Consider the following 23,763-nt stretch of genomic DNA (forward strand, 5'->3'; position numbering starts at 1 on the left):
ACACACTTTATGAAAGGCAAGTGTTCAGCTTTTAGCGTTTAGCGTTAAGCGGTTTTGGCGTTCGGCCTAAAACAAATCCCCCCGATTAGTCGGGGGGATTACAACTAAAAACAACAATCGCTGTGTTAAAACAATCGATTTAAAACCCGGTACCCCTGTTCAATGAACCTTTACTCTCAATACAAACAGGTAGGACCTGGGCGGGACAGGATACTAAACAACTATTATTAATCTGGTTTCTTTCCGTCTAAAAATGTGTTTAGCGTAGAGATCTGGCCATTATTATTTTCGTCGGCTTTTACCTCATACTTGCTGTAAAAGTTCTCTACGCTTGAAATGGTGTTATACAGTTCCAAATTGCGGCGGATGTATGCCGGCACAGTTTCAAACTCGTTGTTAGGGTCAGCTCCGTTAATATTGAACGAAAGGTTGCGCAATTTCTGTATTCGTTCAGCTGCACGGCGTTTTTGTTCTTCTGCTTCGTCTAGCATTGCCAGGTCCTCAGCAGAAATATGGCCGCTACTAACAGGGGGTTGAGAATGGTAGGCCCCAGGCGCATCCGCCGCTGGAATATCATCTTTGAATACCAGGTGCAGTTCATTGGAAGGATCATCTTCCTGGATTGGGTTTGCACTGGTATTTCTGACAGGTTCCTTCACAGGGGTGTGTTCTGGTTTGGATTCCTCTTTTTTTGGTTCTGCATAAATATTGGAGGGCTTGGCCAAGTATCCTCCGGATGCTGCAGACACCGAAGAATTATGTTGCGCCTTTTGGGGCTGTTGCTGTTGTTGCTGCTGCTTCATGGCAGAAGCAGAATTCTCACCGGGGTTGGATGGTTGCGAAAGTACCCATTCAATTTTTCCCGGCGTGCCATTTTTATCCACGGTATTGTCCACAGGAGATTTACCAGTTTCCTCCTTCGTATAAAACTCCATGCTAACCGGCGGTGTGTCGGCGTCTACCAGCTTGGGCGCCAGTTCGGGTTTTATGACAGGCTCAACGGTTTCCTCTTTCTTTTCAACAACCGGCTGCTCATTTTTAGGCTTCTCCTGTTGCTGCGTCAATGACAAAAGGATCTTCTCGTCTTTCTTCGGTTCAACCTTTTTGGCTTCCTTTTTAAAAGGGTCTTTATGTTCAAAGCCGGTGGCAATAAGGGTGATACCCAGCTTATCGCCCAGGGACTCATCGTAGCCCATACCGAGAATGACATCGGTACCTTCCCCGGCCTGGTTCAATAAATAGTTTTGAATGATCTCTACTTCATCCATCGTGAACTCATGATCGCCTTCGGCTGAATTGATATTGATAAGGATCCATTTCGCGCCACGGATATCATTATCGTTCAGCAATGGTGAATTCAATGCTTCTTCAATAGTACGCAATGCACGGTCTTCGCCGCTGCAGGCCGCACTACCCAGGATGGCTACACCACCGTTACGCATTACGGTGCATACATCGGCAAAGTCAACGTTGATCTGGCCGGTACTGTTAATTACATCGGTAATACATTTGGCAGCGGTGGCCAACACATTATCTGCTTTGGCAAACGCTTCTTTCATTTTCAGGTTGCCGAACTGGTGACGCAGCTTATCGTTGCTGATCACCAGCAATGTATCAACAGATTGTTTTAATTCCTTGATACCATACTCCGCCTGCAATTGCCGTTTCTTTCCCTCATATGAAAAAGGTGTAGTGACTATTCCAACAGTAAGTATGTCGAGCTCTTTACAGATCTTGGCGATTATGGGCGCGCCACCTGTTCCGGTACCACCACCCATACCGGCAGTAATAAACGCCATCTTGGTATTTACTTCCAGAATGCGCTTGATCTCTTCCAGGCTTTCTACTGTAGCCTGTTTACCGATCTCAGGGTTTGCGCCGGCTCCCAATCCCTGCGTGAGATGGGGACCCAACTGCACTTTATTAGGTACGTTGCTTTGCGAAATAGCCTGTGCATCGGTATTAGCGATAATAAAATTTACACCTTCAATATTCTGACTGTACATGTGGTTAACCGCATTGCTACCGCCACCACCTACACCAATCACTTTGATGATGGATGATTTTTCCTTTGGCAAATCAAAATGAATCATAGCTTACTGTTTAACAGCCCCACCAGCCTACCCTCACTCGCTGCTGAGACCAGATTAAGAATAACGGGTTAGTTTTCAATTTGCATTGCAATGCCTCGTGTTGCGCGCGCAACCGGACAATGCCATGCTGGTTCTTTTCATATTCCCCGGATTTTCTTTTTCAAAAGGTTGAATGTACGTGGTCTGTTATCAATTCCTGTTACTTGTTACTTAATTGTTGGCCTTGAGCCTTATGCCTTCAGCCTTGTGCCTTTATAATGCGTGATCCTCTTCTTCTTTGAACAATTCGATAATCCCATCCTTGAACTTGCCCCAGAAATCTTTAATGCCCTTACGGTTCCTTACTTTTCCGGCATGCAGTTCATCATCATCGATAAACTCTTCTTCCACCAGCGCTGTCTTGCGCAGATTGTCGGGGATCTCTATTTTCCGGAACTGGTTCTCGAACTGCTTGCGATGATTTTCATAATCGCTGTAGCCTTTCAAAATAAGACCGATACAGGTTGAATAAGTTGGGCGGGCCAGCTCTTCAATGTGACCGGCAGCCAGGTGCTCGGTGGGAAAACCAATGCGCGCATTCAGTCCGGTAACATATTCTGTTAACTGGATCAGGTGTTTCAATTGAGAACCACCACCGGTCAATACGATTCCGCCATTGAGCATGCGGCTGTCCAGACCCACCTGCTTCAGGTGATAGGTAACAAAATCCATGATCTCGCTCATGCGGGCCTGGATGATGTTGGCCAGGTTCTTCACACTGATCTCTTTTGCCGGCATCCCACGCAAACCCGGAATGGTAATGAAGGCATTGCTGCGCGCTTCATTGGCCAGGGCGCTGCCAAACTGCACTTTCATTTGTTCAGCCTGGGTCTTCAATACACCCAAACCGGTTTTGATATCATTGGTGATATTCTCGCCACCAAAAGGAATAACCGCTGTATGTTTCAGAATACCTTCATAGAAAACGGCCAGGTCGGTTGTACCACCACCTATATCTACAATCGCTACGCCTGCTTCCAGATCTTCAGTGCCCATTACAGCTGCTGCAGATGCCAGCGGTTGCAACACCAGGTCCTTTGTCTTTAAACCACTTTTCTCTACTGCGCGGTTGATATTGCGAATGGCATTCTTGTCTCCGGTGATGATGTGGAAATTAGCACCAATTTTCACGCCACCATAGCCAATTGGGTTAGGAATATTTTGAAAATTATCAACTGTAAACTCCTGGGGTATTACATCGATGATCTGATCACCTGCCGGAATGTAGGTTTTATACTGATCAGAGATCAGCTGATCGATCTCGCGCTGTGATATTTCATCATCGGTTTGCTGACGAACGATATCACCACGGGTTTGCAGGCTTTTTATATGATGTCCTGCAATACCAACATATACTTCATTTATTTCCAGACCGGGGTTTGAAGCGTAACAGTTTTCAAGCGCCATGCTAATGGCCTTGATGGTTTCGTCGATATTAAGCACCTGTCCGTGCTTAACACCGTTGGAGTTCGCCCGGCCAAAACCGATGATCTCCAGTTTGCCGAACTCGTTCTTTCGGCCGGCAATCGCGGCAATTTTTGTCGTACCGATATCCAGTCCGACAATAATGGGTTGTTGTTCGTGTTGCATACTTATCCTGTTTTTAGTTGTTGTATAGGGATGTCGTTGACCAGTTTACCAGTTAACGAGTTAACCAGTTAACTCTTTCAATCTCCTAACCCGTCACGCTCTTTATTATCTTTCTAATACTTATTAATTATAACATACCTACGTTCGCTTCACCCCTATCACCTGTCGTGCGTATCGTACGTTCAGCTTCTGGTACACGTCCATGCCTGTTTTGCTCAACACCTGCTGATAAAACAACAGCAACCGCCTAAACTTTTTCTCGTAATCGGTACCATCACCAAATTGAATGATATGGTTGCCTACCACGGGTATGAATTCAAATGTGCGATCAGCCTGCACATCGATTTGCGAAACCTGTGCCATCCAGAAATCATCATGCAATAAATAATTGCTAATGTTAACGATGTCACGGATCAATACACTATCGGCCCCTTTTAGTTTATCCTTTTCCGAAGGGAAACCGGTGAATACCGGCAACCGGGCCGAAAACTTGTCTGACAACGGCAGTCGTTCGCCGCTGCTGTCTATGTAAAAGCTATTACCTGTAGCCGTAAATAACCTGGCTACGGGTACGCGCTCTTCTATGCGCACCTGCAATACCCGGCTATTATCAAAGAACAATTCTGCATCTTTAACCCACACATTATTCTTCAACTGGTTCTCCATCTTACGCAGGTCAAACTCTTTGATCGGTTTTCCTTTGACACCGCCCTGGCTCACCAGTATGGCGGTTACATCTTTTTTGTCAAGGAACCATTGGTCTGACTTCCCTTTCAGGCTTATCGCATAGCCCTTGCAGGTCTTGTTGTTCTGCGCATTCATTGCAGCTACCAGCAATACCATAGTGCCGGCTGCTACACACAGCCAGAAACCCACTAATAATAATTTCCTGATAGAGCGTTTCTTTTTCATGTACTCAAACCTGCTTATTTCGTTTCAATGATCTGTTTGACCGGCAGCACGAGCGTATCTATATCCCCGGCGCCGGCTGTGATCAATAACCAACCTTTATCTTCTTTTGTTGATGCGCTGGCCGCTTTGCCTTTCACCCACTGCAATAATTGCTCCTTGCTCAACACCTGCTTATGCGCATTTTTCATTTTATCCAGTATCGTATAGCTTGTGACGCCTTCTATGGGTAATTCCCTTGCCGGATAAATGGGCAACAACACTACTTCATCGGCCATGTCAAGCACCCCGGCAAACTCGGTGGCCAGGTCTCTTGTGCGGGTGAACAGGTGCGGTTGAAAGATCACCGTGCACTTCATGTTCCCAAACAAGCCTTTCGCACCGGTAATCAACGCCCGTAACTCTTCAGGATGATGCGCGTAATCATCCACAAAGGTCAATGCCCTGTCCTTGATCACATATTCAAACCGGCGCCTGACCCCACGGAAAGCCTCCACGGCTGCTTTGATCTTCTCATCGCTTATTCCCAGGCGGTGGGCAATAGCAATTGCTGCTATTACGTTCTCTATATTATGTAACCCGCCCATATTCAGCACTACATTGGTTAACCGCCCATCTTTCACCTGCACATCGAATACATAAGTACCATGCTGCATTTGAATATTACAGGCATAAATATCAGCCTGGGTATTTTGCAAATGATACGTAAAATGGTTCGGCGCTTTAAGGTCTTTACCTCTTGGTAAACCATATTTGCTGATCAGCAAACCGCCCGGTTTTATTTTCCCGGCAAACTCAATGAACGCTTCTTCCATGGCAGCGGTGGTACCGTAAATGTCCAGGTGATCAGGGTCCATCGCACTGATCACAGCCACATCGGGACTTAACCGCAAAAAACTGCGATCGTATTCATCAGCTTCCACCACACAGGTATCGCGTTCATGACTCCAGTAATTGCTGTTATAGTTCACGGCAATACCACCGAGGAAGGCATTGCAGCCATATTCGCTATGCCGCAGGATATGCGCTACCATGGTAGTAATGGTCGTTTTGCCATGCGTTCCGGCCACACAGATATTAAAAGAACTTCTTGTTATAGCGCCCAGCACTTCACTGCGTTTCATCAACGGGTAGTCATGCTGCTGGTAATACGTTAATTCGCTATGTCCTTTCGGCACCGCCGGCGTATACACGATCAGTTCGGCATCTTTAGGCGCCAGCTCCAGGTTATCATCATAGTGTACCGGAATCCCTTCATTGACCAATTGTTTAGTGAGGGGTGTTTCGGTCTTATCGTATCCACTTACCTCTTTTCCATGGAACCTGAAATACCGGGCTAAAGCACTCATCCCGATCCCGCCAATACCTATGAAATAAACTTTCTTTATGTCTTTTATGTCAGTCATTGTTTGAATGGTGAATGGTCAATGGATAATGGTGAATGGGTTCCAATTCCCAGGCTCGCTTCAATTCTCTTACCTCATGCCTCGTACTGCTCTTACCTATATCACCGATATCAACCTTATCAACTTGTTAACTTGTCATCTCGTCAACTGGTCAACTCGTCAACTGGTCAACTCGTCAATTATATCAACCTAAGTATCTCCTTAGCTACAATATTATCTGCATCGGTTATCGCCAGCTTCCCAATATTTTCCCTCAACATATCCTGCTGCTGTTCGTCCCTTGCCAGGGCTATCACTGTTGGAACCAATTTCTCTTTTGCCTCACTGTCTTTGATCATTAAACCGGCTTGTTTGTTCACCAGGTTCTGCGCATTGGCGGTCTGGTGATCTTCTGCCGCAAAAGGGAATGGCACAAATACCACCGGCTTTCTGGCCACACATAATTCTGCTACCGACATGGCGCCGGCCCTCGATACCACCACATCTGCTGCAGCATAAGCATATTCCATCTGCATAATGAAACTGTTGGCCCAGATGTTCCTGTTCTCCACCGCCCGCGCACTGGCTTTTTCTGCATACAGCTTACCGGTTTGCCAGATGAGCTGCACGTTATTCCTGGTGAACTGGTCAATGCCGGCATCGATCGCTTCGTTGATGCCTTTGGCGCCTAAACTTCCACCGGTAACAAAGACCGTTTTCTTTGCCGGATCCAATTCAAAGAACTCGATCCCTTCCTTGCGGCTGATCGTATTGTTTACAATGCTCTGCCGAACCGGGTTACCGGTGACCAGGATCTTGTTGGCCGGAAAGAATTTTTCCATACCATCGCTGGCGACAAAGATCTTAGTGGCATTTTTGCCCAGCATCATGTTCGCCTTACCGGCGAAGGAATTGGCTTCATGAATAAAGGTGGCAATGCCCTGGGTTTGCGCATACCGCAATACCGGGAAACTGGAATAACCACCCACGCCAATCACTGCATCGGGTTTGAATGTGCCGATAATCTTTCGCACCTGCCAGAAACTTTTGAGGAGTTTGAGTGGCAGCCCGATATTTTTGATCAAAGAACTTCTGTTAAAGCCTGCGATATCCAATCCTTCTATTTTGTACCCGGCCTGCGGTACTTTTTCCATTTCCATTTTTCCCTTGGCACCAACGAATAATATTTCAATGGTTGGTTCAAACTTCCGCAGGGCATTTGCTATGGCCACAGCGGGGAAAATATGTCCGCCCGTACCTCCACCCGCTATGATTATCCGGCGGCCTCTAACCCCTCCGGTGGACGGGCGCTGTGAACCTGATATTTGATTTTGCGAGTCGCTCATCGTGCGTTTTGTTTTAGCACCTTTTATTACTTCTTCATCACTGTCCGCTACATTAATTCTCTCGATTCCCTTCGCTCAGCAGCGGTTTTAATGCAGCTAGTTTTGCTGCTTTTTCCTCAGTGGTTTCTACTGCTTCTTTCTTCTTTGCTGCTTTATCTTTTTTTGCTTTTACGGGTTTTTCTGCCTCTGCTTCCTCTTCTTCTTCCTCTTCCTGCTTGTCGGCTGCTTTCTTCTTCTCTTTTCCTTCTGCAGCCGGTGCTTTGGCTTCTGCCGGTGCTTCCAGTTGTTCTACGTTCCGGGCTACGCTCAGAATGATACCAATTGCCAGACAGGTGAACAGGAATGAACTTCCTCCCATACTTACCAACGGCAGCGTAACCCCGGTTACCGGGAACAGGTTCACTGTTACGGCCATATTGATCAATGCCTGGATCACCAGTGTAAAGCTTAAACCCAACGCCAGAAATGCCCCAAAAGCATAAGGGCATTTTTTAAATATTCTGATACTCCTGAACAGGAAGACCAGGTATACAAATAAGATAAAACCGCCTCCTGCCAGCCCATACTCTTCAATGATGATCGCAAAAATGAAATCTGAATACGGATGCGGCAAAAAATTCCGCGTTTCACTATTACCGGGTCCCAATCCCAGCAAACCGCCTTTGGCAATGGCGATCTTCGCCTGGTTTATCTGGTAGTTCTCATCTTTGTCAACCTGTTTGCTATCATATATGAAGTTCTGCACGCGGCTTACCCAGGTAGGTATACGGCCGGCTTGCAGAAAGAATGGCAATTCTGAGCACTTCTCTTCTTTTTTATCATAAAAGGCAACCGCTATCATGACCAGTATAGCTACCGGTATGGCAGCCACGCCTACTGTCAGCAGCAAATGTTTGGCGCTTGCCCTTCCTATAAATAATAATAACATGCTGGTAGCAGCTACCAGCAATGCAGTGGACAGGTTAGCCGGGGCAATCAGGATGCAAATGATAGCCACGGGCATGATCACGGGAATAAACCCTTTTTTGAAATCCTTGATCACTTCCTGTTTCTTACTCAGCAGGCGGCTCAGGAACATGAAGAGCGCCAGCTTGGCAAGGTCGGAGGTCTGGAATGTTAAATTGATGATAGGTAACCGTATCCACCGGCTACCTTCATTTAATTTCAATCCAAAGAACAGGGTGTAGATCAATAACGGGATCGACAGCATGAACAAAATGCGGGCGACCCGTGAATACAGCGTATAATTCACCCGGTGCGAAAAATAAATGATCGCCAGGCCGGCAGCCGTAAAGATCACCTGTTTAAACAGATACACTTCCGTGTTGCCGCGGTTATACTTATATGCCAGTAACCCGGTGGAACTATATACCGCAAGCATCGACACCAGCGCCAACACCACTACGATAGCCCAGATGACCTTGTCGCCACGGGTCTTGCTTAACAAACCTATATTGTTTGCGTTCGTCATTCTTGTTTCATTAACACGCTTGGAGTCCGACTGCCAACTGCTTACAACTCACGCACTGCCTGCTTGAACTGGTCGCCACGATCTTCGTAATTCTTGAACAGATCGAAGCTGGCGCAGGCCGGACTTAACAATACCGTATCGCCCGGAGTGGCAAAATGAAATGCAGCTTTTACGGCCTCATCGGCACTATTGGTATTCACGATCAATTGTACGTCGTTCTTAAAGGCATCATGGATCTTGCGATTATCAACCCCCAGGCAAACGATCGCTTTTACTTTTTCACGAACCAGCTCAGAAAGGATAGAATAATCATTTCCTTTATCTACACCGCCCAGGATCAAAATGGTAGGGCGCTCCATGCTTTCCAGCGCAAACCAGGTGCTGTTCACATTCGTAGCTTTGCTGTCGTTGATGAACTCAACGCCGCGTACAGTGGCCACCGGCTCCATTCTGTGTGCCAGCGATTCAAACGTTTGAACGGCTACGCGGATCTTCTCCTTGCGGATGCCCATCGTTACGCCTCCTAATGCTGCTGCCATCGTGTTATTCTGGTTGTGTTTGCCCTTTAAAGTAAAGTCACTCACATTCATCTGCATTTTCTCATCATCTACAGTTACAGTCATTTGTCCGTTCCTGATAAAACCGCCCTGGGGTAATTCTTTGCTCATACTGAATGGTAATGGGTTAGATTTGATGGAATATTTCTCTAAATACTGCATGGTCACCGGATCATCGGCACAGTAAATAAAATAGTCCTGCGCTGTTTGGTTCTCAGCTATTCTGAACTTACTGTGTATATAATTTTCGAACCGGTAATCATATCGATCCAAATGGTCTTCCGAGATATTGGTGAGTATAGCTATATCCGGCCTGAACGTTTGAATGTCATCCAACTGAAAACTGCTGATCTCTGCCACATACAATTCCCTGGGATCTTCCGCTATTTGTTTGGCAAATGAATACCCGATATTGCCAACCAGCGCACAATCCAGTCCCGCGGTTTTACAGATGTGATACATCAACGACGTCGTTGTCGTTTTTCCGTTACTGCCCGTAATGCCAATGATCTTACTGTTGCCTTTGTAGCGGTATGCAAATTCTATTTCACTGATCACCGGTATTCCTTTTTTCCTGATCTTTTTCACCAGCTCATTCTTTTCAGGTATACCCGGACTTTTCATCACTTCATCGGCGTTCAGTATCTTTTCTTCGGTATGCTGATTTGCTTCCCATGTTATGCCATGCCTGTTCAGCTCTTCCTGATATTTTTCCTTAATTGCTCCACCGTCCGATACAAATACATCATACCCTTTTTGCACGCCAAGGATGGCAGTGCCCACTCCGCTTTCGCCGGCTCCCAGTATTACCAATCGCTTACTCATGTAATTACTAACTCCATTACGCCCCGATACGATCGGGATCGGTTATATTTTTACTTTCGGATATTCGGACTAAGGGGGTTCTTCTCTAGTTTAGATTCTTACTGTCGTACCACACTCAACCTACTACTATGATGGTTTTCCTTAAGTGGAAATTCAGAGTGGTGGTTTTTCAGTAATCCGCTTACAATATTGTTAAGGTCCGGCTAACCGGTTACACTTTATCTTATTTTCAGTGTTACGATCGCAAACACTACACACAGAATAGTTACGATCCAGAACCTCGTTACGATCTTCGACTCATGATAGCCCAGCTTCTGGTAGTGGTGGTGCAGCGGGCTCATCAGGAAGATCCTTTTTCCTTCCCCATATTTCCGTTTCGTGTATTTAAAGTAGGATACCTGTAATATCACACTAAGATTTTCAACGAGGAACACACCACAGAATATAGGTATCAGCAATTCTTTTCTCACAATAATGGCCAGTGCCGCTATGATACCGCCCAGCGTTAAACTTCCCGTGTCTCCCATAAACACCTGTGCGGGATAGGCATTGTACCAGAGAAATCCTACACAGGCCCCGATGAGCGCCCCTATGAAGATCGACAACTCACCCAGGTTAGGAATGTACATGATGTTCAGATATTCTGCGAAGCGCAGATTACCACTCGCATAGGCAAAGATGCCCAAACACGCTCCAATGAGCGCACTGGTTCCCGTGGCCAGCCCATCGATACCATCGGTGATATTGGCGCCGTTCGACACTGCGGTAACGATCAGGATCACAATGATCACATACAGGATCCATGTCAATGAACGCAGCCCTTCGGGCAACAGCTTCGAATAGTTGAACTCATGCGATTTCACGAACGGAATGGTAGTAATAGGCTCATCTGCTACCACAAACTTCTTCACCTTACCATCGAAATTTATTTCCCGGTAGTTACTGGTCTCAGTTGGAGCCGTAGCACCCGTAAATTCCCGCCACACTTTTGTATTATTATTAAACAACAGCGTTGCTGCTACCACAAAACCCAGTACTACCTGTCCCAATATTTTAAACCATCCGGCCAGGCCATCTTTGTCGCCTTTTTTATAAGCGATGCCTTGTTGCTGCGCCAGTTTTTTGGCGCGCAGTTTCAGGTAATCATCGATGAACCCTATCAGTCCCAGCCATACGGTAGCAAACAGCATGAGCCGGATATAAGCTTTACTCAGATCAGCGAGTAAGAGGGTTGGCACCAGAATGGCGAGGATGATGATGAATCCACCCATGGTTGGTGTTCCTTTCTTCTGCTGCTCACCGGCCAGGCCCAGGTCACGCACTGTTTCACCTACCTGTTTTTTACGCAGGTAATTGATAAACTTTTTTCCAAACACTGCAGATATTACCAGCGACAGGATCACTGCCAGCAATACCCGGGATGTAATGAACTGAAACAGTGCATTTCCCGGAAACTTAACCCCCAAATCTTTTAACCAATCAATTAAATGGTACAACATGTTGGTTTATTTTAGGTGTACGAGCTCTTGCCTCATTTTTCATACAGCTCAAACATTTCACGCATCACCTGCTTATCGTCAAAAGGATGTTTAACTCCTTTTATCTCCTGGTATTTTTCATGTCCCTTTCCTGCTATCAAAACAATATCACCTGGCTTAGCCATGCTTATCGCCAGCTTGATGGCCTCTTTTCGATCGGGCACGGATACATATTTTCTTTTCGCCGCTGTATTGAGTCCGGTTTCCATTTCTGCGAGGATCTGCAATGGATCTTCGCTGCGTGGATTATCGGAAGTGAAAACCACTTTGTCGCTGTGCTCACAGGCCACTTCGCCCATCACGGGGCGTTTGGCTTTATCGCGGTCGCCGCCACAACCTACCACGGTAATGATCTGCTCATGGCCTTCGCGCAATTTTTTGATCGTGGCCAGCACGTTCAGCAATGCATCGGGCGTATGGGCATAATCAACAATACCGATGATCTGCTGCTTCTGTGAGATCATATAATCGAAGCGGCCTTCTGCACCGGTGATCTCGCTCAAACACCGCAACACTTCCTGTTTATCTTCACCCAAACAAACCGCAGCGCCATAAACAGCCAGCAGGTTATACGCATTGAATTCGCCAATAAGGCGGAAATGCACTTCCTGGTCGTTGATGGTCATTACCAGTCCGGTGAGCCTGTTCTCCAGGATCTTTCCTTTGAACTCGGCCATGGTACGCAAACTGTAGAGGTATTTGCGCGCCTGGGTGTTTTGCAGCATCACCTGACCGCGTTTGTCATCTGCATTCGAAATGGCAAATGCATCATGCGGCAGCGTGTCGAAGAACGATTTCTTTACCCGGATGTATTCATCAAATGTTTTGTGATAATCCAGGTGATCGTGGGTGATATTGCTGAACAGTCCGCCTGCATACTTCAACCCGGTTATGCGATGCTGGTGGATGGCATGCGAGCTGGTTTCCATGAATACATGGGTACAGCCGCTGTTTACCATCTGTTGCAGCAGGGCGTTCAGGCTGATGGCATCAGGAGTGGTATGCGTGGCCGGCACTATTTCATTTCCAATATGGTTCTGCACAGTGCTCAGTAACCCGCATTTATAACCCAATGATGTAAAGAGCTTGAATAATAAGGTAGCGATGGTTGTTTTACCGTTGGTGCCTGTTACACCGATCAGCTGCACTTTTTCTGATGGCTGACCGTAAAAGTTATGCGCCATATAACCGGCTGCCGCTGCACTGTTCTCTACCTGCACATAAGTCACTCCATCTTTAAACGATGCCGGCATTGTTTCGCACACGACAGCCACAGCGCCCTGTTCCAACACCTGGTCAATAAAACGGTGGCCATCAACAGCACTGCCTTTCACCGCAATGAATAGCGACCCTGCACTTACCTTACGTGAATCGAGCTGCAGGTCACGCACCGGTATACTGGTATTGCCATGTACCGAGCGAATGCTTACTTTGTATAATATGTCCTGCAGCGTCACAATATTTAAATTTAATTCAGTTCTAAAGTCACCGTTTGATGATTGCTTACGTAGGTTCCGGGCTCTATGCTCTGACTCACCACTTTTCCCCGGCCACGGAACACTACTTTCATTTTTCTATTCTCCAACAGGAACAATGCATCTTTTATACCCATGCCCCTGATATCGGGCATAATATTATTAGCTATTTTCCTGTGGCTCACTACCGGCTGATAATTTACCGCATACATATGCCCCCATTCATCCGCTTTTGCTGAGTCGCGGTACTTTATTTTCAGTTTTTCCAGCACCTCTTTTATATCTTCTGTTGAACCGGCATATAAATAATGGCTGCTGTCTTTTTTCAGGGCCATGTGCTTCAAACCCCGGCTTTGATCTGCGTTCAGCGCATATAATTTATCGGCTATCTCCTTGAACACCGGACCTGCTATTTTGGCGCCATAATAAACCGGAGCGAAGGGCTTATTGCGGATCACTACAATACAGCTGTATTGCGGATGCTCGGCAGGAAAATAACCGGCAAAGGATGACTGGTAAATATGATCACGATATCCCCTGCTGCCGTTTGCCATCAGCGCCGTTCCGGTTTTACCGGCTGCCCTGTAAGGTGCGCCGCTGAACAACTCGGCGGCAGTTCCCTGTTCGCAAACACCTTCCAGACATTGACGTAAGAGCTTTAATGTTTTTGGACTGCACACTGCTTCTTCCACTATCTGCGGTTGATTTTCCTGGATCTTTACGCCATTTTCCTGCACCGAATTAACCAGGTAAGGTTTCATCATCTTACCATCGTTGGCAATCGCATTATACAACATTAATGTTTGCAAAGGACTTACCATTAATTCGTACCCAAAACTCATCCATGGTAATGAAGTCGCACTCCATGATCTCGATTTGGGTGTTTTTATGACCGGCTTTCCTTCCCCTAACAGATCGATGCCTGTTGGTTGATCTAATCGCAGTTTCTTAATGTGATCAATGAACCGGTTCGGATTTTTGGCATAGTAGGTCATTGTTAACTTGGCCATGCCAACATTCGAACTGTGTTCAAAAGCTTCTTTTATAGTTGCATCTGTTCCATGATCTTCTGTATCATATACGGTTCTGCCATTCACATTCCAGCTTCCACCTTCGAGGTTAATGTGCTGCTGCAAAGTTATTAATTGATCCTCGAGCAGCGATAACATGGTAACCAGTTTAAAAGTAGAACCGGGTTCAGATGCCTGCACAGCATAATTATAATTTTCCCAATAGCTGCCATCTTCTCTGCGGCTCAGGTTGGCAATGGCTTTTATTTTTCCGGTCGCCACTTCCATAACAATACAAGTGCCATATTCACATTCATTGGCAGTTAACACATTGAGCAATGCATTTTCTGCAATGTCCTGGATGTTCACATCGAGGGTGGTGATGATGTCTTTTCCGTTCTGCGGTTCTATTTCTGAACCATCTACCGGAACAAACACGCCGGCTGCAATCTTTCGCATCAGGCGTTTACCGCTTTCACCGCGCAAATGTTCGTCATAGGTTTTCTCCAGGCCCACATTCATATTACGCATGATGCCGCCGCTGTCGATGTATTCGCGTGATAACCCGATGGTTCTGTTCGCCAGCAAGCCAAAAGGGTTCAATCGTTTATCTTTTACTTCAGCAATGAAACCGCTTTTGTTTTTTCCCTCGCGCACCAATGGCAAACTGCGCAACTGTTTGTATTGCTGAAATGTCAGGTTCTTTTTCAACAAATAGTAGCGGTTCTTTTTTTGATAACCATTCTTTAATTCACGGCGCCAGGACGCTTTGCTTTTCTCCGGAAATAACATCGCCAGTCCAAGCGACAGTGAATCAAGGTTATTCTCGAACCGTTGTCCGTTCTTTTGTCTTAATCCGTCTGCGGCAAAATCAATGTATATGTCGAAATACGGTGTAGAGGTGCTGAGCATGCGGCCATCTTCACTATAGATGGTGCCGCGTTGCGCATCGATCTCCACGAATTTCTGCTGTTGCTCTTTTGCCTGTTCACGCCAGAATGCCCCCTGTACCTGCTGAATGTACACTGCCCGGCCCAGTATTACGATACTGAAAACCACTATGCCCAGAAAGCACAGGTACACCCGCCATAATATGTCCTTTTTTACTTCCATGTGAATCAGCTAGTGGTTAGTAGCTAGTGGCTGGTAAGCCTAAATTCGCAACTGCCTTTTTTTTCAGACTTTCCCTACTCGCCATTTACTACTTGCTACTTGCCCTTTCTTCTCATTTTTGTCAACTTTATCACTTTGTCAACTTTATCACTTCGTCAACTTAACCGTATCAACCAGCACGGCCGGGGGAACGGTCAGTTCTTTCAGGCCTAGCGGCTGTACTGCTTTGGCCATCTCACTTTGTTTGCTGCGGAACATCACTTCACTTTTCAGTGTTTTGTATTCGTATTGAAGTTCTTTCAGCTCACGGTTCAGTTTGTTGATGTTGCGCACGGTGTTATCGGCAAAGTGACCATTGTAGATGTATACAACTGCCAGGGCCGACAGGAACAGAAAGAATGGAATGTTCTTCACGATCCACCTGTACCCGAACAACGTTTTGCGTTGTCTTCTCCTGCGTGCTATTTCTTTTTCTTCACTCATTTTTAATCGAATAGCGGTCAGACAGGTGTTATCCGTCTAACCGCTACGTAAGCTTAATTCACGAGGCGTAATTCAATAGAACATTGCAATTTTTAATACCCTTTATATTGAGAATAAGAACTCTGTTAATGTGATAATGTGATAATTCGATAATTTGATAATGAGATACATCTCCTTATTTCATCCTACATTTTCATCAAGTTCTCCAGGCTTCTTCTTTCGTTCGTTACTGCTTACATCAAACTCAATAACTAAAAAACTCAATAACTGAATAACTTATGGTACTTATAAACATTGTTAACCGGTCAACCTATCCACTCGTCTCCACTTTCTCAGCGACTCTTAACCTGGCACTGCGAGCGCGGGAATTCCGCTTCATTTCTGCTTCAGTAGGTACGATCGGTTTTTTGGTTACAGCTTTGAGTGGAGGCTGGCTGGTTTGCAACCCGAACGGGTCAACATCTACTGCTTCTTCTTCAAAATTTCCTTTGCGAAAGAAATTCTTTACGATCCGGTCTTCCAGAGAATGAAAAGTAATAATGGCTACACGGCCGGCGGGTTTTAACAGGGGGGGAACCTGCTGAAGCATTTCTTTCAAAGCGCCTAATTCATCATTCACCTCAATACGCAAAGCCTGAAATACCTGGGCAAAGTACTTGTGAGGGTTTCCTTTCACCACGGAGTGAAGCGCCTGTTTAAAGTTGGAGATGGTTTTTAGCGATACATTTTTCCGCAGTTGAACTATGGTCCTGGCCAGTGTTTTCGAATTGGTTACTTCACCATACTGTTCAAACAATTTGTGCAATTGCTGTTCAGTGTAAGAGTTCACCACTTCAAAAGCGGTCAGTTGCTGCCGCTGGTCCATTCGCATATCCAGGTCACCTTCGAAACGGGTGCTGAATCCGCGGTCGGCGGTATCAAACTGGTGGCTGCTTACGCCCAGATCGGCGAGAATGCCATCTACCTGGGTAATTTTATGCAACCGGCAAAACCGCTGCAGGTGCCTGAAGTTGTGCGGAACAAAAATGATACGATCATCATCGGGCACATTCTTCCGGGCATCTGCATCCTGGTCAAAAACAACCATCCGCCCTTCGGTGTTTAGGTGTTTGAGTATTTCCAGGGAATGTCCGCCACCACCAAAGGTACAATCAACATATACCCCATCGGGGCGAATGTTCAATCCGTCGATCACCTCCTGCAATAAAACCGGCACATGGTAAACAGGCTCACTCATAACTTTTACAATATTACAACTGTGTAGTATTTTGACCACCCATTACCCGCTCTGCCAGATCGCTGTACTTTTCCGGTGTAAAAGACTCAAAGAACTGTTGGTACTTAACTTTATCCCAGATCTCAATTTTATTGATAACAGAAACCAGTACTATATCTTTTTCGAGCCCGGCGTGGGCTTTCAAATTAGGTGGTATCAGCATTCGGCCGGCAGAATCCAACTCACTCAGCGTAGCACCCATTGTGAAATATCTCAGGAACTCCCTATTTTCGGCTTTGTATTCGCTAACTTTACTCAGATCAGCTAAAATGGGATCCCAGTTTTTTTTAGGATATAACGTCAAACATTTTTCAAAACCACGAGCTATGACAAATTGGTCACCTGCATCCTCCGGTAGCTGCTTTTTAATGCCCGCCGGTAGGAGAAAACGCCCTTTTGCGTCAAGGGTAACTTCGTATTCTCCGAGAAATTGTATCATTTACAATGAGTTGCAGCTGCCTATCTAATACTTACACAAAATAACACTTTTTCCCACTTTCTTACCCGAATTGTGAAAAATTATTTTTTCCACAAGGAATTTTATTTGTATAATGGTGATCAACAATTAATTCCATCATTCTAGTGACTTTAAAAGGGCATTTTCATGTGCATAAGCATGTGGATAAATGTGCATAACCGTGTATAAGCTGTGAATTAAGGCGATTTAAGCTACTTGCTGTCATTTCTCTTCTTCGAAAGACGGCGACCATTGACAGAAAACGGCAAAAAATCTCCTGGTAAGCCCGAATTTTGAGGTGAATGAGGGGAAAATGAGGCGTATTCAGCGGTGGTAAAAAATGTCAAAACCTATTCGGTAAAACGTCGATGGTGGGAAAAAAGGGAAGTTTTAAGTTCTAAGTTTTAAGTGCTAAGTTTTAGGTACCGGTTCCTGGTTGCCCGTAGGTCGCGGATAATTTCAACCCGGTTGGAATAGATAAAAAAATTCGGCAACGCCTTGCTGACGTTGCCGTTTGTTATTTATAGCCAGCACCCTAACCATTCATCATAATAAAACACTGATTGGACACGCACTTTAACCGGTCAGGCAGTTCCTCTATGGAACAAAATAAAAAAGCCTCCCGGAGGGGAGGCTGCACTAATCAAATACCATTAACCATTAAACCTTATCCTATGCCACCAAGTTACGAAATAATTAAATACGCGTCAATATTTTATTTGAATAAATTAAAATCTAAATCGATATCAACTTTTTGCTAATTGTTTCTACTTTTTTTCAGATTTTTTAGTCATTCTAACACACTAGATTAAAGCAAAAAACGTAGCTGCCATTGCTGTTTCATTACCGGCTGTTCATACATGCCGCTTACCGGCCATCCCAGGTAATAGACAAAAGGCAATTGACAATAAGCAATTGACTGTTCATTAAACCGAGGCTTGAAAGTAATGGTCAGGCAAAATACCAGGATACTTGCCAAGTGCAAACTGCCAACTGATAAACGCAGGGTTTGAAAGTAATAGTTAGGTATAATACCAGGGTACTTGCGATATGCCTATTGCCAATTGTCAATTGATTATCTTTGCTACTCATCAAAACAGCGGCAGTTAGCCGCCTACCCGATGCATCCAAAAGACTTATCAGTTCACGACTTTACCTATGAGCTGCCGGAAGAAAAAATTGCCCGGTATCCGCTCCCCGAAAGAGACAGCTCCCGACTGCTTGTTTATAACAATGGAGCCCTGTCAGAATCTGTTTACCGCGATATTGGTAAACAGCTGTCCCCAGGTTCTTTACTCATTTTCAATAATACCAAAGTGGTGGCCGCCCGCCTGCTCTTCCAAAAACCAACCGGCGCAGTCGTAGAGATCTTTTGCCTGGAACCGCCGCCCCAATACCCCGACATGACCACCGCCATGACCCAAACCGGCCATGTTACGTGGATCTGCCTTATCGGCGGTGCCAGCAAATGGAAACCGGGTCAGATCCTGGAGAAAAAAATGCTTTTGAACGGACAGGAACTGTTACTGCAGGCCCGTTATATCGGAAAGGAAAATGACAGCTTTGCAATTGAACTGTCGTGGACACCTGCATCGCTCACCTTTGCTGAGGTTTTGCAGGTTGCAGGCAACATTCCGCTGCCCCCCTACATTAAACGCACTGTTGAACAAGCCGATAATGACCGGTATCAAACCATTTATGCCAATACCGAAGGGTCTGTAGCGGCCCCCACGGCCGGTTTGCATTTTACTGATGCCGTTTTTAAGGAGTTGAACAGTAAACAGATCCACCGCGAATATGTTACCCTGCACGTTGGCGCCGGCACTTTTAAACCGGTGAAAAGCGACACCATGAGTGGGCATCCCATGCATGCCGAGTTCATTGACGTTTCTATCAACACCATTGAACGCATCCTGCACTACCTCGACAAACAGATCACCGTGGTGGGAACCACCTCTTTGCGCACAGTGGAAAGCCTCTATTGGCTGGGGGTAAAAGCAACCCATCAGCCGAACCTGGCTGTGGATGAACTGGTCGTTCATCAATGGGACCCTTATGATTTGAATGGAACGCCGGTTCCGGCGAAAACGGCGCTGGAAAGCCTGTTGCAATACATGCAATCGAGAAAGTTGGAACGACTCATTACCAAAACATCCTTACTCATCGCTCCGGGATATTCTTTTCAAATTCCCCAGGCGCTGGTAACGAATTTCCACCAGCCGCAATCAACGCTGCTGCTACTGGTAGCGGCTTTTATTGGGAGCGACTGGCGCAAAATATATACGTATGCGCTGGAAAATAATTTCCGTTTTCTTAGTTATGGTGATGGTTGTTTACTGTTTCGGCGCTAGTTTTTTCTCTCGATAAAGGGATCTCGATGGTAAAGGCCGATCCTTTGCCCAACACGCTATCTACCTTGATCTTGCCATCATGGGCATCAACCACGGTCTTAACATAGCTTAATCCCAGTCCGAAACCTTTTACATTATGGATATTACCCGTATGGGCGCGATAGAATTTTTCGAAGATGCGCCTTACGGTTTCCTTGCTCATCCCAATACCATTATCCTCTATCCGTATGCCTATAAACTTGTTGGTATTATAGGTGGCGATTTTAATCAACAGGTTCTCTTTGGAATATTTCACCGCATTATCAACGAGGTTCGAGATCAGGTTACGGAAATGCACCGCATCGGCTTCAATATAATCGAATCGTGCATCCAGGCTTAATTCGGCCCGGGCGCCCTTTTCTTCCAGTTGAAGTTTGTAGTTATCCATGATCTCATGAATAAGCGAATGCACATGCAACGGCACCCTGTTCAGCGTTATTTCCTGGCGGTCCATAACCGCTGCCTGCAAAATGGTCTCCACATGTTTGTTCATGCGCTTGTTCTCTTCCTTAATAATACTGCTGAAGTAGTTCATTTTCTCCCGGTCCTGGGCAACTTTTTCATTGCGCAGGGCATCGACCGCCAGTGATATGGTGGCCAGCGGTGTTTTGAACTCATGCGTCATATTATTAATGAAGTCATTCTTTATTTCACTCAGTTTTTTCTGGCGCAGCAAGGCATTTACGGTAATGTAAAAAGCGGTAATGATCATAAGGGTGAAGAATATAGCGCCAACGATCATCCAGCGCATTTCACTCAATACGATCTTTTTCACATTGGGCACTACCACTGTCATCGTTTCTTCGGGCACCAGGTTCTCGAGGTCACTGCCACTCGGCGGTTGAAACAGATAATACAACACCAGGTTGCGGTCGCTGGCGGTATCTTCTACCTGGTTCAAAAAGGCCCGCGATTTTATCTCGTAAGAAAGCAGGTTAACATTCGAGGTAATGGCAAACTCGAACTTTATATCTTTTAACCCTTGCGCAGCAAAGGCTTTGTGTAACTTTTCAGCAACTTCCTGCTCAGTAAATTTCTGGGCAATCGTTGGCGGCTTCATCAATTCCATTTTAAATTGCTCTGAAGGCCAGCTGAAATCAGGCCGGGTACGGTAATTTTTAAGGGAAGGCAGGGAACCCTTCTGTTCCATCAGCACCATTCCCACATCATTAATACCCCGGATCAGTTTGTACTTAAACTCTTCGTGTTTGTCAACCAGCATAGTACGCAACCAGCTGTACTGAACGTAAATGGTGCCTATCAGCGATAAGCTGATGAGCACGATAATTACAGGAAAAATCTTCCTTAACTGCAAATTATATGGTTTTAATATCGCCGAAGTTGTCATTATCTACCGGTTATCCTTTTCAACTTTCTCCTTCCAGTTTATGGGAAATTGCCACTCCCATAGCAGATAATTTTAACCGGCAAATTTAATAAACGATTTTAGTGTTAACCAGGGCACGAAATTAGTAGCCTATGGTTTAACTTAGTTTTACCAAGTTAGCGCACTGCTAACTTAGAAAAGTTTTATTGAATCGCTAATTTTTTTGAACAATCATTTTGGTTAGTCGTTTTAAGTGCTATATTAGAATATGGTAAATCCAGGACCAGGAATATTACTCATCGCCGAACCTTTTTTAAAGGACCCGAATTTCAGCAGAACGGTGGTTTTCTTATGTGATCACCAGGAGGAAGGCAGCTTTGGCTTTGTAATAAACAGGGTTTTCGGCCACACCCTCAACGAGCTGATGAACGACCTGGATGAATTAAAACTCCCCGTTTTTTATGGCGGCCCCGTGCAAATGGATACCATTCATTTCCTGCATCAATATCCCGATCTGATCCCCGGCAGCTATGAAGTGCTGGATGGCATTTACTGGGGCGGCGATTTTGAAACGGCCATTACGCTCATCAAGGCGGGTTCTATTGATACTACCAAGATAAGGTTTTTTATAGGTTACTCAGGCTGGGGCAGCGGCCAGCTGAATGATGAGTTAAAAGAAAAGTCCTGGCTTACTGCCCATGCTACCCGCAAGCTGGTCTTTCACCGCAAAGCCGACGAGATCTGGAAAGAATCGCTGAAACACCTCGGCGGCGATTATGAAATGATGGCCAATTTCCCGGTTGATCCCCAACTTAACTAAGTCAGGTTCCCGGTTACCAGTCGCCGGTTTCCGGGCCTTTTATTCTAAGTCACTGTAACTTTTATAGCTTGCGATCGAAGAGATCAACCGCCGCAACACAAAAGAAAATCCGTTTCTGTTAATCTGTTACATGCATCCGGTAAATTAAGAGTTCCAAGCTGCAGGTAAAGCTGTAAGCAAAGTACCTGGAACTTGGAACATGGAACCCGGATCAAGCGCTGAAACCGTTTCCTGGTAACGGGTATCCGGTAGCCGGTAACCAATATTTACCGCAACGGAAACTTCACCCCTAAACCTGCACCCCAGTTACTGAGGTCGTCAACACCCATTTCTTTGTAAGGCATGTAATTATACGCGCCGAAAAGATGGATGCCTGCGGGGCCTTGTGGCCTGAACGGTATAAATAACCCAACCTCGGGCCGGGCAGCAAACTTGAAATCTGATTTCGAATTTTCAAACTCACCGAGGTACTGGTCAAATACGACCATATTACCACCCAGGCCTAACCCAACATAGGGTTGAATGGTCTTACCCGGTAAAAAGCGGTATTGCACCTGTGCCAGCAATGGTATGGTTTGAATAGAATTCGTCATTACTGCCGATACTTCTCCGCCTTCTTCTAATTTATATACGGCACGGGGATACTTCTGATAAAAATCCTGGAATCCCACGCCAACCCCTACCGATACGTTGTTCGTAACATTGTACATGAGGTTGGCTGTCCAGCCACGGGTCGAGGTCTTTTCAACAGCCCCTGTTTTAAAAGAACTGCCCGGCACACCTATGCTGTAATTTATATCGAGTTGTAATACCCTTTCCTGCGCCTTCCCGGCGAATGGAATAACTACCAAAAACAACAGACTGCTTACAAATAGCATAGCCGTCCTGAACTGCATTTTCATATCTGTGATTTTTTGTGTTCGTAAAGAGAATTGCCTTAAGATGCCCTGAAATATGCACTCTGGTCAAAAAGCGCCTTCACGCCATTATTGGCGGCCGAAACGCCAAAAACGCCCGAACCCCTGATCAGGCCGTTCCAGATGTTCCTGATGGTGTTGGTCTGTTTGGCATCTCTTAAGTTAAAGATGTCGATCGACATAGCCCCCTCCGTAATAGAGTAGGTGCCATAATAATACGATGGGAAATAGTACCCATATCCACCATAGCCCCAGTAATAGGGATCCCAGTAAGAACCGTAAAAAGGATCCCAGTAGGCGCCGTAATCAAACACACCGGTTGACGTATTATATACTGCACTGATATTGATACCAAGGTCAGGATCCTGGTCTTTAGCCACCTGCGTATAACCACGTTGCACCAACTGATCCCTCACGGCATTGATGTACGCGACAGCCACGTCGGTGCGCGTTTTACCCTCAAGCTTGTTGTTACTGATAATGGCTACCGAATCGGCAATACTGAACGTTCGAAAGGAGCCAAAGTCAACAGAGTCGGAATGTTTGGTGATATAGATCTGCCCTTCATCACCTTCGAGATTCTTAACGGGGTCTTTTCTGCAACTGGTAAATGCCAGCAACCCTCCTGCCAATAGCACATATACTATATTCTTCATAACTACTGATTTTACATGTTGATATTGAAATTTCAAACAAAGCCAATGCCTTAATGTTTGCAATTTCTATTCCTTAACAGCACACT

At 45.7% G+C, this 23,763-nt stretch carries 18 protein-coding genes; 2 read left to right on the forward strand and 16 right to left on the reverse strand.

Translation table 11 applies throughout. The features are described 5' to 3' along the window. Positions 1-227: 227 nt before the first annotated feature. The 13 genes from ftsZ to mraZ all read right to left on the reverse strand — a co-directional run bounded on the left by ftsZ (position 228) and on the right by mraZ (position 17,549). A complete protein-coding gene (ftsZ, locus tag JUB15_RS20135; protein WP_207514448.1) occupies positions 228-2,093 on the reverse strand; it encodes a cell division protein FtsZ in 1,866 nt (621 codons plus the stop codon). 252 nt (positions 2,094-2,345) lie between these two features. Next, complete coding sequence (gene ftsA / locus JUB15_RS20140; RefSeq protein WP_207514449.1) at positions 2,346-3,722, reverse strand: cell division protein FtsA; 1,377 nt, start codon at positions 3,720-3,722, stop codon at positions 2,346-2,348. Positions 3,723-3,860: 138 nt separating this feature from the next. Beyond that, on the reverse strand, positions 3,861-4,634 hold the full coding sequence (locus JUB15_RS20145; RefSeq protein WP_207514450.1) for a cell division protein FtsQ/DivIB: 774 nt from the start codon (positions 4,632-4,634) through the stop codon (positions 3,861-3,863). 14 nt (positions 4,635-4,648) lie between these two features. Beyond that, positions 4,649-6,037 carry a UDP-N-acetylmuramate--L-alanine ligase gene (gene murC, locus JUB15_RS20150; protein ID WP_207514451.1) on the reverse strand — a complete coding sequence of 463 codons (1,389 nt, stop codon included), beginning with the start codon at positions 6,035-6,037 and terminating at the stop codon, positions 4,649-4,651. Between the two features lie 179 nt (positions 6,038-6,216). Continuing rightward, entirely contained in the window at positions 6,217-7,362 is a 1,146-nt protein-coding gene (gene murG, locus JUB15_RS20155; protein ID WP_207514452.1) for an undecaprenyldiphospho-muramoylpentapeptide beta-N-acetylglucosaminyltransferase, read from the reverse strand. A gap of 52 nt (positions 7,363-7,414) precedes the next feature. After that, positions 7,415-8,833, reverse strand: a complete 1,419-nt coding sequence (locus JUB15_RS20160; RefSeq protein ID WP_207514453.1) for an FtsW/RodA/SpoVE family cell cycle protein — start codon at positions 8,831-8,833, stop codon at positions 7,415-7,417. 41 nt (positions 8,834-8,874) lie between these two features. After that, positions 8,875-10,215, reverse strand: coding sequence for a UDP-N-acetylmuramoyl-L-alanine--D-glutamate ligase (gene murD, locus JUB15_RS20165; protein WP_207514454.1), 1,341 nt, complete (start codon positions 10,213-10,215; stop codon positions 8,875-8,877). A 218-nt stretch (positions 10,216-10,433) separates the two neighbouring features. Beyond that, on the reverse strand, positions 10,434-11,714 hold the full coding sequence (mraY, locus tag JUB15_RS20170) for a phospho-N-acetylmuramoyl-pentapeptide-transferase (protein ID WP_207514455.1): 1,281 nt from the start codon (positions 11,712-11,714) through the stop codon (positions 10,434-10,436). A gap of 32 nt (positions 11,715-11,746) precedes the next feature. Then, positions 11,747-13,210: a UDP-N-acetylmuramoyl-L-alanyl-D-glutamate--2,6-diaminopimelate ligase gene (locus tag JUB15_RS20175; protein ID WP_207514456.1), complete on the reverse strand. Its 1,464-nt coding sequence runs from the start codon at positions 13,208-13,210 to the stop codon at positions 11,747-11,749. Between the two features lie 11 nt (positions 13,211-13,221). Continuing rightward, complete coding sequence (locus tag JUB15_RS20180; protein WP_207514457.1) at positions 13,222-15,351, reverse strand: PASTA domain-containing penicillin-binding protein; 2,130 nt, start codon at positions 15,349-15,351, stop codon at positions 13,222-13,224. 147 nt (positions 15,352-15,498) lie between these two features. Next, entirely contained in the window at positions 15,499-15,834 is a 336-nt protein-coding gene (locus JUB15_RS20185; protein ID WP_207514458.1) for an FtsL-like putative cell division protein, read from the reverse strand. A 310-nt stretch (positions 15,835-16,144) separates the two neighbouring features. Further along, entirely contained in the window at positions 16,145-17,071 is a 927-nt protein-coding gene (rsmH, locus tag JUB15_RS20190; RefSeq protein WP_207514459.1) for a 16S rRNA (cytosine(1402)-N(4))-methyltransferase RsmH, read from the reverse strand. Between the two features lie 13 nt (positions 17,072-17,084). Further along, complete coding sequence (mraZ, locus tag JUB15_RS20195; protein WP_207514460.1) at positions 17,085-17,549, reverse strand: division/cell wall cluster transcriptional repressor MraZ; 465 nt, start codon at positions 17,547-17,549, stop codon at positions 17,085-17,087. 1,139 nt (positions 17,550-18,688) lie between these two features. Between mraZ and JUB15_RS20200 the strand changes: the two genes are divergently transcribed. After that, complete coding sequence (locus JUB15_RS20200; protein WP_207514461.1) at positions 18,689-19,918, forward strand: S-adenosylmethionine:tRNA ribosyltransferase-isomerase; 1,230 nt, start codon at positions 18,689-18,691, stop codon at positions 19,916-19,918. On the opposite strand, the gene JUB15_RS20205 is transcribed toward JUB15_RS20200, so the two are convergent. Next, complete coding sequence (locus JUB15_RS20205; RefSeq protein ID WP_242696441.1) at positions 19,881-21,272, reverse strand: sensor histidine kinase; 1,392 nt, start codon at positions 21,270-21,272, stop codon at positions 19,881-19,883. The two genes, JUB15_RS20200 and JUB15_RS20205, sit on opposite strands and share 38 nt — an antisense overlap. Before the next feature lie 280 nt (positions 21,273-21,552). Here JUB15_RS20205 and JUB15_RS20210 point away from each other — a divergent pair, with 280 nt between their 5' ends. Then, positions 21,553-22,104 (forward strand): YqgE/AlgH family protein, encoded by a 552-nt coding sequence (locus JUB15_RS20210; protein ID WP_207514463.1) that lies wholly within the window; start codon positions 21,553-21,555, stop codon positions 22,102-22,104. Between the two features lie 266 nt (positions 22,105-22,370). Here the strand turns inward: JUB15_RS20210 and JUB15_RS20215 are convergent, their stop codons facing one another. Both JUB15_RS20215 and JUB15_RS20220 read right to left on the reverse strand, forming a co-directional pair. Further along, positions 22,371-23,006, reverse strand: a complete 636-nt coding sequence (locus tag JUB15_RS20215; RefSeq protein WP_207514464.1) for an outer membrane beta-barrel protein — start codon at positions 23,004-23,006, stop codon at positions 22,371-22,373. A gap of 35 nt (positions 23,007-23,041) precedes the next feature. Next, positions 23,042-23,677 (reverse strand): DUF4136 domain-containing protein, encoded by a 636-nt coding sequence (locus tag JUB15_RS20220; protein WP_207514465.1) that lies wholly within the window; start codon positions 23,675-23,677, stop codon positions 23,042-23,044. Positions 23,678-23,763 lie beyond the last annotated feature (86 nt).

The sequence above is a fragment of the Longitalea luteola genome (genome assembly GCF_017356035.1).
Taxonomy (GTDB): Bacteria; Bacteroidota; Bacteroidia; order Chitinophagales; family Chitinophagaceae; genus Niastella; species Niastella luteola.